At 72.5% G+C, this 11402-nt stretch carries 11 protein-coding genes and 1 pseudogene; 11 read left to right on the top strand and 1 reads right to left on the bottom strand.

Annotated features, from left to right (window positions below; genetic code table 11):
• The 10 genes and pseudogenes from carB to ACFYXV_RS30795 all read left to right on the top strand — a co-directional run.
• Nucleotides 1–438, top strand: a pseudogene (gene carB / locus ACFYXV_RS30840) (carbamoyl phosphate synthase large subunit); the annotation flags it as partial.
• 83 nt (nt 439–521) lie between these two features.
• Entirely contained in the window at nt 522–1631 is a 1110-nt protein-coding gene (locus ACFYXV_RS30835) for a quinone-dependent dihydroorotate dehydrogenase (RefSeq protein WP_389384646.1), read from the top strand.
• On the top strand, nt 1628–2461 hold the full coding sequence (gene pyrF, locus ACFYXV_RS30830) for an orotidine-5'-phosphate decarboxylase (RefSeq protein ID WP_385474694.1): 834 nt from the start codon (nt 1628–1630) through the stop codon (nt 2459–2461). The genes ACFYXV_RS30835 and pyrF overlap by 4 nt, the downstream gene beginning before the upstream one ends.
• A 290-nt stretch (nt 2462–2751) precedes the next feature.
• On the top strand, nt 2752–3075 hold the full coding sequence (locus ACFYXV_RS30825) for an integration host factor (protein ID WP_008740406.1): 324 nt from the start codon (nt 2752–2754) through the stop codon (nt 3073–3075).
• 61 nt (nt 3076–3136) lie between these two features.
• Complete coding sequence (gene gmk, locus ACFYXV_RS30820) at nt 3137–3700, top strand: guanylate kinase (RefSeq protein ID WP_366105169.1); 564 nt, start codon at nt 3137–3139, stop codon at nt 3698–3700.
• A 63-nt stretch (nt 3701–3763) separates the two neighbouring features.
• Nucleotides 3764–4036, top strand: coding sequence for a DNA-directed RNA polymerase subunit omega (gene rpoZ / locus ACFYXV_RS30815; protein ID WP_004948662.1), 273 nt, complete (start codon nt 3764–3766; stop codon nt 4034–4036).
• A gap of 101 nt (nt 4037–4137) precedes the next feature.
• Nucleotides 4138–5352 carry a bifunctional phosphopantothenoylcysteine decarboxylase/phosphopantothenate--cysteine ligase CoaBC gene (gene coaBC, locus ACFYXV_RS30810; protein WP_389384645.1) on the top strand — a complete coding sequence of 405 codons (1215 nt, stop codon included), beginning with the start codon at nt 4138–4140 and terminating at the stop codon, nt 5350–5352.
• A gap of 197 nt (nt 5353–5549) precedes the next feature.
• Entirely contained in the window at nt 5550–6758 is a 1209-nt protein-coding gene (gene metK / locus ACFYXV_RS30805; protein WP_030873691.1) for a methionine adenosyltransferase, read from the top strand.
• A 307-nt stretch (nt 6759–7065) separates the two neighbouring features.
• Nucleotides 7066–9186 carry a primosomal protein N' gene (locus ACFYXV_RS30800; protein WP_389384644.1) on the top strand — a complete coding sequence of 707 codons (2121 nt, stop codon included), beginning with the start codon at nt 7066–7068 and terminating at the stop codon, nt 9184–9186.
• Nucleotides 9187–9238: 52 nt separating this feature from the next.
• On the top strand, nt 9239–9370 hold the full coding sequence (locus ACFYXV_RS30795; RefSeq protein WP_389384643.1) for a hypothetical protein: 132 nt from the start codon (nt 9239–9241) through the stop codon (nt 9368–9370).
• A 230-nt stretch (nt 9371–9600) separates the two neighbouring features.
• Here the strand turns inward: ACFYXV_RS30795 and ACFYXV_RS30790 are convergent, their stop codons facing one another.
• Entirely contained in the window at nt 9601–10122 is a 522-nt protein-coding gene (locus ACFYXV_RS30790; protein ID WP_048477863.1) for a hypothetical protein, read from the bottom strand.
• Between the two features lie 320 nt (nt 10123–10442).
• On the opposite strand from ACFYXV_RS30790, the gene fmt reads away from it, so the two are divergent.
• Nucleotides 10443–11387, top strand: a complete 945-nt coding sequence (fmt, locus tag ACFYXV_RS30785) for a methionyl-tRNA formyltransferase (protein ID WP_385474701.1) — start codon at nt 10443–10445, stop codon at nt 11385–11387.
• Nucleotides 11388–11402: the final 15 nt, after the last annotated feature.

The following is an 11402-nucleotide window of genomic DNA, read 5'->3' as shown; positions in this document are numbered from 1 at the left end:
CCCACCAAGGGCCGCGCCTTCATCTCCGTCGCCAACCGCGACAAGCGCTCGATGATCTTCCCGGCCCGCGAACTCGTCAACCACGGCTTCGAACTGATGGCCACCTCCGGCACGGCCGAGGTGCTGCGCCGCAACGGCATCAACGCGACCATCGTCCGCAAGCTCAGCGAAGGCGAAGGCCCCGGCGGCGAGAAGACCATCGTCCAGCTCATCCACGACGGCCAGGTCGACCTCATCGTCAACACCCCGTACGGCACCGGCGGCCGCCTCGACGGCTACGAGATCCGCACGGCGGCCGTGGCCCGCGGGGTCCCGTGCCTGACCACGGTCCAGGCGCTCGCCGCGGCCGTCCAGGGCATCGACGCGCTCAACCACGGCGACGTGGGCGTGCGCTCGCTCCAGGAGCACGCGGAGCAGCTGACCGCGGCCCGCGACTAGCAGCCCGTACGAGGAGGGGGACACGGATGCGCGACGCGCGTCGGTGTCCCCCTCGTCATGAGCGCACAAGGGATCTTCTCGACATGTACAAACTCTTCTTCAACCTCGTCTTCAAGCGGATGGACCCGGAGCAGGCCCACTACACGGCCTTCCGCTGGATCCGGCTCGCGGCCCGCACCCCCGTCCTGCGCACCTTCGCCGCGGCGGCCCTGGCCCCCCGGTTCGAGGAGCTGCGCACCGAGGCCCTCGGCCTGCGCATGCACGGCCCCTTCGGGCTCGCGGCCGGCTTCGACAAGAACGCCGTCGCGATCGACGGCATGTCGATGCTCGGCTTCGACCACGTCGAGATCGGCACGGTCACGGCGCAGGCGCAGCCCGGCAATCCGAAGAAGCGGCTGTTCCGGCTCGTGCCGGACCGCGCGCTGATCAACCGCATGGGCTTCAACAACGAGGGCTCGGCGGCCGTGGCGGCCCGCCTGGGGGCCCGCGTGCCGGTCTTCAAGACCGTCGTGGGCGTCAACATCGGCAAGACCAAGGTCGTGCCGGAGGAGGAGGCGGTGGCGGACTACGTCGCCTCCACCGAGCGCCTGGCCCGCCACGCCGACTACCTCGTGGTGAACGTCTCCTCGCCGAACACCCCCGGCCTGCGCAACCTCCAGGCCACCGAGTCCCTGCGCCCGCTCCTGACGGCCGTACGGGAGGCCGCGGACCGCACCGTGACCGACCGCCGGGTCCCGCTGCTCGTCAAGATCGCCCCGGACCTCGCGGACGAGGACGTGGACGCGGTCGCCGACCTGGCCCTGGAGCTCGGCCTGGACGGCATCATCGCGACCAACACCACCATCGCGCGCGAGGGGCTGGGCCTGAAGTCCGCCCCGGACCTCGTGAAGGAGACCGGAGGCCTGTCCGGCGCCCCGGTCAAGGAGCGCTCCCTGGAAGTCCTGCGACGGCTGTACGCTCGTGTAGGCGACCGGATTGTCCTGATTGGCGTGGGCGGCATCGAGAACGCCGAGGACGCCTGGCAGCGGATCCTCGCCGGTGCCACCCTGATCCAGGGCTACAGCGCCTTCATCTACGAGGGCCCGTTCTACGCCCGGGCCATCCACAAGGGCCTGGCCGCCCGCCTGGCCGCCAGCCCCTACGCGACCCTCGCCGACGCGGTCGGCGCCGAGACCCGAAAGGCAGCCCTGTGACCCCCTTCGGCACCCGCCTCCGCGAGGCGATGGACACCCGCGGCCCTCTCTGCGTGGGCATCGACCCGCACGCCTCGCTGCTGGCCTCCTGGGGCCTGGACGACAACGTCGCGGGCCTGGAGCGGTTCTCCCGCACCGTGGTGGAGGCGCTGGCCGGACAGGTGGCCGTCTTCAAGCCGCAGGCCGCCTTCTTCGAGCGCTTCGGCTCCCGCGGCGTGGCCGTGCTGGAGAACACAGTCGCCGACGTCCGTGCGGCGGGCGGCCTGGTCGTCATGGACGCCAAGCGCGGCGACATCGGCTCCACCATGGCCGCGTACGCCGAGACCTTCCTGCACAAGGACTCCCCGCTGTTCTCGGACGCCCTCACGGTCTCCCCGTACCTCGGCTACGGCTCCCTGAAGCCGGCCGTGGACCTGGCGCGGGAGAACGGCGCCGGCCTGTTCGTGCTGGCCCTCACCTCGAACCCCGAGGGCGCCGAGGTGCAGCGGGCGGTGCGCGAGGACGGTCTGAGCGTCGGCGCGACCATGCTGCGCCACCTGGCGGCCGAGAACGCCGGTGCCGAGCCCCTGGGCTCCTTCGGCGCGGTGGTCGGCGCCACCCTCGGCGACCTGTCCTCCTTCGACCTGGACATCAACGGCCCCCTGCTGGCCCCGGGCGTCGGCGCCCAGGGCGCTTCCGCCGCCGACCTCCCGGCGGTCTTCGGGGAGGCCGCGCGCAACGTGGTCCCGAACGTCTCCCGCGGGGTGCTCCGCCACGGTCCGTACCCGGCCGGGCTCCAGGACGCGGCGGCGCGCTTCGCGGCCGAGATCCGGGAGGCGGTCCCGGCTTAGGGGGTGTCCCCAGGCTCCGGGCGCACTCGCGGCTCGTTCGAGCTGACGGAATTCGAACGTACTTCCTCGGACAAAACAGGGGTGTTTTGTCCGTGATGTACGGTTCAGTGGAGGCTGACCAGGACTTTTCGTCCGTTCTCGCTGACTGGAGCGGTCCGGGCCGCTAGTCTCCGATCAGAGTGACGAGCAGCGAACGAGTTCCACCGCTGTTCGGGCATTCGCCTGGTGTGGCGCCCTTGGGCTCCCCACCGGTCCGTATCCGACAGTTCGACATCCGAGGTGACGTAGGCGTGGCTCTTCCGCCCCTTACCCCTGAACAGCGCGCAGCCGCGCTCGAAAAGGCCGCCGCGGCTCGCCGGGAGCGGGCCGAGGTGAAGAATCGACTCAAGCACTCCGGCGCCTCGCTCCAAGAGGTCATCAAGACGGGCCAGGAGAACGACGTCATCGGCAAGATGAAGGTCTCCGCCCTGCTGGAGTCCCTGCCTGGCGTGGGCAAGGTCCGCGCCAAGCAGATCATGGAGCGCCTCGGCATCTCCGAGTCCCGGCGTGTCCGAGGTCTCGGTTCCAACCAGATCGCGTCTCTGGAGCGTGAGTTCGGCACTCCTGCCGGCTGACGCGTTGCCTGAAGTTCTCCCGGCGTTCTCAGGCAGTCCCGAGAACCTGGATAATCGCTCTATGGCAGCAGAGGTTCGTCCGCGGCTGACCGTGCTCTCCGGCCCCTCGGGGGTCGGCAAGAGCACGGTCGTCGCGCATATGCGCAAGGTCCACCCCGAGGTATGGCTCTCGGTGTCGGCCACCACCCGCAAGCCGCGGCCCGGTGAGCGACACGGAGTCCACTACTTCTTCGTCAACGACGACGAGTTCGACAAGCTGATCGCCAACGGCGAGCTGCTGGAGTGGGCCGAGTTCGCGGGCAACCGCTACGGCACACCGCGCGGCGCGGTGGCGGAACGACTGGAGAACGGCGAGCCCGTTCTCCTGGAGATCGACCTCCAGGGCGCGCGGCTCGTCCGCGAGTCCATGCCGGAGGCGCAGCTCGTCTTCCTCGCACCGCCGAGCTGGGACGAGCTGGTCCGCCGGCTCACCGGCCGCGGCACCGAATCACCGGAGGTCATCCAGCGCAGGCTGGAGTCCGCCAAGGTCGAACTGGCTGCCGAGTCCGAGTTCGACACCACCCTGGTCAACACCTCCGTCGAGGACGTGGCGCGCGAGCTGCTAGCCTTGATGGAAGTTGTCTGATCGTTGACCGTCGTTCATTTCGGTCAATGCTTGATCATTCACCCATTCTTCGGAAGGTAGAGCGTGTCCTCTTCCATCACCGCGCCCGAGGGCATCATCAACCCGCCGATCGACGAGCTGCTTGAGGCCACGGACTCGAAGTACAGCCTCGTGATCTACGCGGCCAAGCGTGCGCGTCAGATCAACGCGTACTACTCGCAGCTCGGTGAGGGCCTGCTGGAGTACGTCGGCCCGCTGGTGGACACCCACGTCCACGAGAAGCCGCTCTCGATCGCGCTGCGCGAGATCAACGCGGGTCTGCTGACCTCCGAGGCCATCGAGGCCCCGGCCCAGTAAGGCCACAGAGATTTCCTTTCACCACAGGCCCGGCAGAACATCTGCCGGGCCTGTGGTGTGTCATGGACAGGTATCACGATCAGCGAGAGAGGGCGTGTGCGGTGGGTAAGCCGAAGGTCGTACTCGGAGTCAGCGGCGGGATCGCCGCCTACAAGGCGTGCGAGCTGCTGCGCCGGCTCACCGAGTCCGGGCACGAGGTACGGGTCGTCCCCACGGCGGCGTCCCTGAACTTCGTGGGCGAGGCCACCTGGGCCGCCCTCTCCGGCAACCCGGCGGGGACCGAGGTCTGGGAGACCGTCCACGAGGTCCCGCACGTCCGCATCGGACAGGGCGCCGACCTCGTCGTCGTCGCCCCCGCCACCGCCGACATGCTCGCCAAGGCCGCCCACGGCCTCGCCGACGACCTGCTCACGAACACGCTGCTCACCGCCCGCTGCCCGGTGGTGTTCGCCCCCGCCATGCACACCGAGATGTGGGAGCACCCGGCCACCCGGGAGAACGTGGCCACGCTGCGCCGCCGCGGGGCCCTCGTCATCGAGCCCGCCGTGGGCCGGCTCACCGGCAAGGACACCGGCAAGGGGCGGCTGCCCGACCCCGAGGAGATCTTCGAGGTGTGCCGCACGGTCCTGGCGCGCGGAGCGGTCGCGCCCGACCTGGCCGGCCGGCACGTGGTGATCAGCGCCGGCGGTACGCGGGAGCCCCTCGACCCGGTCCGCTTCCTCGGCAACCGCTCCTCCGGCAAGCAGGGCTACGCGCTGGCCCGTACGGCCGTCGCCCGCGGGGCCCGCGTCACCCTCGTGGCGGCCAACACCGCGCTGGCCGACCCGGCCGGGGTGGACGTCGTACGGGTCGGGACGGCCGTACAGCTGCGCGAGGCCGTGCTCAAGGCGGCGGCGGACGCCGACGCCGTGGTGATGGCCGCCGCCGTGGCCGACTTCCGGCCGGCGGAGTACGCCGGCGGCAAGATCAAGAAGAAGGACGGGCAGGATCCGGCCCCCGTGGCGCTCGTCCGCAACCCCGACGTCCTCGCCGAGATCTCGGCCGAGCGTGCCAGGGAGGGCCAGGTCGTGGTCGGTTTCGCCGCCGAAACGGACGACGTGCTCGCGAACGGCCGGGCCAAATTGCTCCGCAAGGGATGTGATCTTCTCGTCGTGAACGAGGTCGGCGAAGCCAAGACCTTCGGTTCCGAGGAGAACGAGGCGGTCATCCTGTCCTCCGACGGGACGGAAACCCCGGTCCCCTATGGTCCGAAGGAGGCGCTGGCCGAGGTGATCTGGGACCAGATCGCACCGCGACTCGCCCCGCGGCGCGCCTGAGCGACGACCCTTCTCGTAGCGGATTCCATGAGCCAGAATGGAGTGCCGCAGGTCACATGGCTCCCATTGGGCGAGACAGGTGGTCCGGCAAACGGTGGCGACCGATAAACTGCACACTCGGAACGTGATCGGGCGCAGCCCCCGGTGTGGTTCCGCCAAATGATCAGCCAGCAGCCGCTGCAACCCCAGGGAGCGTTGTGTCCCGTCGCCTGTTCACCTCGGAGTCCGTCACCGAGGGTCACCCCGACAAGATCGCTGACCAGATCAGCGACACGATCCTCGACGCACTTCTCACCGAGGACCCCACCTCGCGCGTGGCCGTGGAGACCCTCATCACCACCGGTCTCGTCCACATCGCCGGTGAGGTGACGACGAAGGCGTACGCGCCGATCGCCCAGCTCGTCCGCGACAAGATCCTCGAGATCGGCTACGACTCGTCGAAGAAGGGCTTCGACGGCGCCTCCTGCGGCGTGTCGGTGTCCATCGGCGCGCAGTCCCCGGACATTGCGCAGGGCGTCGACACCGCGTACGAGAAGCGGGTCGAGGGCGACGAGGACGAGCTCGACAAGCAGGGCGCCGGCGACCAGGGCCTGATGTTCGGCTACGCGTGCGACGAGACCCCCGAGCTCATGCCGCTCCCGATCCACATCGCGCACCGGCTCTCGCGCCGCCTGTCCGAGGTCCGCAAGAACGGCACCATCCCGTACCTGCGCCCCGACGGCAAGACCCAGGTCACCATCGAGTACGACGGGGACAAGGCCGTCCGCCTCGACACCGTCGTCGTGTCCTCGCAGCACGCCTCGGACATCGACCTGGACTCGCTGCTCGCCCCGGACATCCGCGAGTTCGTCGTCGAGCACGTGCTGGCCCAGCTCGTCGAGGACGGCATCAAGCTCGACACCGAGGGCTACCGCCTGCTGGTCAACCCGACCGGCCGCTTCGAGATCGGCGGCCCGATGGGCGACGCCGGCCTCACCGGCCGCAAGATCATCATCGACACCTACGGCGGCATGGCCCGCCACGGCGGCGGCGCCTTCTCGGGCAAGGACCCGTCCAAGGTCGACCGCTCCGCCGCGTACGCCATGCGCTGGGTGGCCAAGAACGTGGTCGCCGCCGGCCTCGCCTCGCGCTGCGAGGTCCAGGTCGCGTACGCCATCGGCAAGGCCGAGCCCGTCGGCCTCTTCGTCGAGACCTTCGGCACCGCCAAGGTGGAGGTCCAGAAGATCGAGGACGCGATCGGCCAGGTCTTCGACCTCCGCCCCGCCGCGATCATCCGCGACCTCGACCTGCTGCGCCCGATCTACGCCCAGACCGCCGCGTACGGCCACTTCGGCCGCGAGCTGCCGGACTTCACCTGGGAGCGCACGGACCGCGTGGACGCGCTGCGCGCGGCCGCCGGCCTGTAGGCACGAGCCTGTAGGCGCGAATCTGTAGGCGGGAGCCTGTAGGCGCGAATCCGTAGGCGCGAGCCGGTAGGCACACCCGCCCCACGGCGGGCGCCCGTACGGCCCCGGACCTCCACTGGTCCGGGGCCGTATTGCGTTGATCGACGCGGCCCGGACGCCTATGGTGGCCCTGCTCTCCCGGTGCGCCGGATGACGGCTTCATCTGGAGCCGGGCGCGAACCCGGTGTTGAAGGACTGTTCCACCGCCGCCGCCCGCCTTGATCTCGGGAGAGCGTCCGCTGTCGGTGCCGTTTGTAAGAATGCAGCTGTGAGCAGCAACGACGGCGAGAGCGAAACCGGGGCGGGGGGCCCGCCGGAGCAGCTCGCGCTGATGCGGGAAATGGTCGCCGAAGCGAAGGCCAAGGCCCCCAAGGCCAAACCGCGCACCTGGCGCGGGGCCGCCGTCGCCGAGGAACTGCCCGTGGCCCGCGTCCTCGTCAACAAGGGCGTGCTCCACCTCGACCGGCTCTTCGACTACGCCGTCCCCGCCGAGCTCTCCGAGGCCGCCCGCCCCGGCGTCCGCGTCCGGGTGCGCTTCGGAGCCGGCGGCCACCGCGTCCACGGCGGACGCCGCGAGGGCGGCGGCCTCATCGACGGGTTCATCGTCGAGCGGCGCGCCGAGTCCGACTACGACGGCGCCCTCGCCGCCCTCGCCCAGGTCGTCTCGCCCGAGATCGTGCTCGGCCCGTCCGTGCTCGCCCTCGCCCGGGCCGTCGCCGACCGGTACGCCGGCAGCCTGGCCGACGTGCTCCAGCTCGCCCTGCCCGCGCGCAGCGCCCGCGCCGAGGCCAAGCCCTCGCCCGAGCCGCTGCCCCCGCCCGCCGCTCCCGAACCGGGCGGCTGGGCGCGGTACGGCGCCGGCCCCGCCTTCCTGCGTGCGCTGGCCGGCGGCGGCGCCCCGCGGGCCGTGTGGACCGCGCTGCCCGGCCCCGGCTGGGCCGACGAGCTGGCCCGGGCCATGGCCGCCACCCTGGCCTCCGGCCGCGGCGCCCTCGCCGTCGTCCCCGACGGGCGCTGCGCCGCCCGGGTCGACGCCGCGCTCACCGCCCTGCTCGGCGAAGGCAGGCACGCGCTGCTCACCGCCGAATCCGGCCCGGAGAAGCGCTACCGCCAGTGGCTCGCCGTGAGCCGGGGCTCGGTGCGCGCCGTCGTCGGCACCCGGGCCGCGATGTTCGCGCCCGTGCGGGACCTCGGGCTGGTCGCCGTCTGGGACGACGGCGACTCCAGCCACGGCGAGGACCGTGCCCCCTTCCCGCACGTCCGCGAGGTACTCGAACTGCGCGCGGTCAGCGACGGCTGCGCATTCCTCGCCGGGAGCACCAGCTGCACCGTCGAAGCCGCCCAGCTGGTCGAATCGGGCTGGGCGCGGCCGCTCGTCGCCGACCGCGAGACGGTACGGGCCTGCGCGCCCCGGATCCGGACCGTGGGCGACGAGCTCCTGGCCCGGGACGAGGCGGCCCGCGCCGCCCGGCTGCCCAGCCTGGCCTGGGAAACCGTACGGGAGGGGCTGAAGACCGGGCCGGTGCTCGTCCAGGTGCCGCGGCGAGGCTACGCACCGCGGCTGGCGTGCGAGCGCTGCCGCGCCCCCGCCCGCTGCAAGGTCTGCGCGGGGCCGCTGGAGGCCCCCGACGCGCGGGACCTGCACTGCGGCTGGTGCGGCCGGCAGGAGAGCGCCTGGCACTGCGAGGAGTGCGGCTCGTTCCGGCTGCGCGCCCAGGTGGTGGGTGCCCGCAGGACCGCCGAGGAGCTCGGGCGGGCCTTCCCCGCCGTGCCCGTACGGACCTCCGGGCGCGACCACATCCTGGACGAGGTGCCGGACCGCCCCGCGCTGGTCGTGTGCACCCCCGGGGCGGAGCCGGTGGCGGCGGGCGCCGGGTACGCGGCGGCGCTGCTGCTGGACGGCTGGGCGATGCTGACCCGGCCCGACCTGCGGGCCGGGGAGGAGGCGCTGCGCCGGTGGATCGCGGCCGCCTCGCTGGTCCGGGGGGAGGGCCAGGTCGTCGTGGTGGCGGAGCCGACGCTGCGGCCGGTCCAGGCGCTGGTGCGGTGGGACCCGGTGGGCCATGCCGTACGGGAGCTCGCGGAGCGGGCCCAGCTCGGGTTTCCGCCGGTGTCGCGGATGGCGGCCGTGGCGGGCCGGGGCGAGGCGGTGGAGGCCTTCCTGGCCGGAGCCGGGCTGCCGCCGGACGCGGAGGTTCTGGGTCCGGTCCCGGTCCCGGGGCGGCGCGGGGAGCCCTCGCCGGGGGACCGGGCCCTGGTCCGCGTCCCGCCGGGCAGCGGGGCGGCTCTGGCGGCCGCCCTGAAGTCGGCCCAGGCGGCGCGACTGGCACGCGGGGTCCCGGCGTCGGAGGCGGTCCGCATCCGCATCGACCCGCCGGACATCGGCTAGGCGCCGTTCGAGCGGCGGCCCGGAACCGCGGGAAGCCGGGGGACACGCTCGCGTGCTCTGGGCGCTGCCTGTGACGAGCGCCGAGATCGAGTTCGGCGCGCGTCACGGCCACGAGGCGCTGGAGCGGCTCTTCGACGAGGCGGAGATCATCCCCACCGGCCCCTTCAGGACGTCGGCCGCCTGAGCTGTACGCGGCGATCCGCCCTGACGCCAACGCCCATGACCGCCCCTCTCCGTCGTCCCTGACGTCCCCGACAGAGGCATCATCCACGGTGACGTCCCGCGCCGGAGCGACGGGTGCAGCCGAGCGCCCCCGGTGGGGGTGGCCGCGGGGGCGTCCTCAGCGGGGGCGGGGCGGTCTCACGGGATCAGGCCGGCCGTCGGAGAGTCGGCGTCCCGGCGGCCGGCGGCGGATCAGCCGTTGCGGGGGCCCGGGAAGGCGGCCGCGGCGCGGGGCGCCGTCGCGGCCTGGGACTCCTCGCGCAGCGGCTGCGGCGGCACCGAGCGGGCGGCCGGGACCGTGGGCAGCGGCCCGAGGGTCCGCGTGGTCGTCCCCTCGGCCAGCGGCTCCGCGGACTCCGCGGCCTGGGCGCGCCGGGCACCGTACCGCCGGTGCACGGCCTGCTTGGTGACGCCGAGCGCGGAACCCACGGCGTCCCACGAGAAGCCGAGCGAGCGGTCGAAGTCCACCGCTGCGGTCACCAGCGTCTCGACGCTGTCCCGCAGCTCCTGCGCGAGACGGACGGTGGGCGCGGGGGCCCGGCCGTAGACGACGAAGCCCGTGGAGGGACCGGAGCGGCGCGGGCGGTACACGTTGCCGAGCTGGGCGGTGAGCGTACGCAGAGCATCCACCTGCCGGCGAACCCGCTCGATGTCCCGCACCAGGAGGTGCAGGCTGGCCCGTGCTTGGGCGTCGTGGGTGGCGTGGTCGGCCATGAAGAAGCCTCTCGAACCGGTGCTGAAGAGCGGATCGGGCCGCAGACACCGATCTCATCGCGCGGCCCGGTTTCGGTCAATCTCTCTTGACCAACGCGCCAAACGGCATTGAAGTCACGCACCGGGGGCGTGTCGGCATATGCGAGAGGCGCGTGTGTGTGCGTACGCCCCCTGACGGGGCGTACGGAGCCCCACGGCAGCCCCCTGGAGGGGCCGACGGCCACCCGCCGGGTTCCGTCCACCCGCCCGGGCGGCCCGCGCGGGACCGGGAACATAGACTGGTGCGCTGCTGACAGCCGAGATAGCGAGGTAGGACCCCAGTGAAGCTCGTCTTCGCAGGCACCCCCGAGGTCGCCGTGCCCGCCCTGGACGCCCTCATCGCCTCCGGGCGGCACGAGGTCGCGGCCGTCATCACCCGCCCCGACGCCCCCGCCGGCCGCGGCCGGCGGCTCGTCGCCAGCCCGGTCGCCGAGCGCGCCGAAGAGGCCGGCATCGAGGTCCTCAAGCCCGCCCGGCCCCGAGACCCCGACTTCCAGGCCCGGCTGCGCGAGATCGGTCCGGACTGCTGCCCGGTCGTCGCGTACGGCGCGCTGATCCCCAAGAGCGCCCTGGAGATCCCCCGTCACGGCTGGATCAACCTGCACTTCTCGCTGCTGCCCGCGTGGCGCGGGGCCGCCCCCGTCCAGCACTCGATCATGGCGGGCGACCAGGTCACCGGAGCCTCCACCTTCCTCATCGAGGAGGGACTGGACACCGGACCCGTCTACGGGCACCTGACCGAGGAGATCCGCCCCACCGACACCAGCGGCGACCTGCTGACCCGCCTCGCCTTCGCCGGCTCCGGCCTGCTGGCCGCCACCATGGACGGCATCGAGGACGGCACGCTGCGCGCCGTCGGACAGCCCGCCGACGGAGTCTCGCTCGCGCCCAAGATCACCGTCGAGGACGCCCGGATCGACTGGAACGCCCCCGCGATGCGCGCCGACCGCGTGGTGCGCGGCTGCACTCCGGCCCCCGGCGCGTGGACCGTCTTCCGCGGGGAGCGGCTCAAGCTCATCTCCGTCGGCCTGGTCGCCGACCGCACGGACCTGGCGCCCGGCGAACTCGCCCCGGCCAAGAACAACGTGTACGTCGGCACCGGCTCGCACGCCGTGGAGCTGCTCTGGGTGCAGCCCCAGGGCAAGAAGCCGATGCGCGGTGCGGACTGGGCGCGCGGGGTGCGGATCGCTCCCGGTGAGCGCGTCGGCGGCGCCGACGTAGGCTGATCCGTACCGGCACAC

Source organism: Streptomyces sp. NPDC002181 (genome assembly GCF_042890485.1).
GTDB lineage: Bacteria > Actinomycetota > Actinomycetes > Streptomycetales > Streptomycetaceae > Streptomyces.
Note: the sequence above shows the minus strand (reverse complement) of the source record. Positions and strands in the feature narration are given on the sequence as shown.

What these genes read in the sequence shown, in the direction of transcription:
- ACFYXV_RS30790 (WP_048477863.1), bottom strand. Translation starts at nt 10,122, where the DNA reads ATGGCCGACCACGCCACCCACGACGCCCAAGCACGGGCCAGCCTGCAC.
- ACFYXV_RS30835 (WP_389384646.1), top strand. Translation starts at nt 522, where the DNA reads ATGTACAAACTCTTCTTCAACCTCGTCTTCAAGCGGATGGACCCGGAG.
- gmk (WP_366105169.1), top strand. Translation starts at nt 3,137, where the DNA reads ATGGCAGCAGAGGTTCGTCCGCGGCTGACCGTGCTCTCCGGCCCCTCG.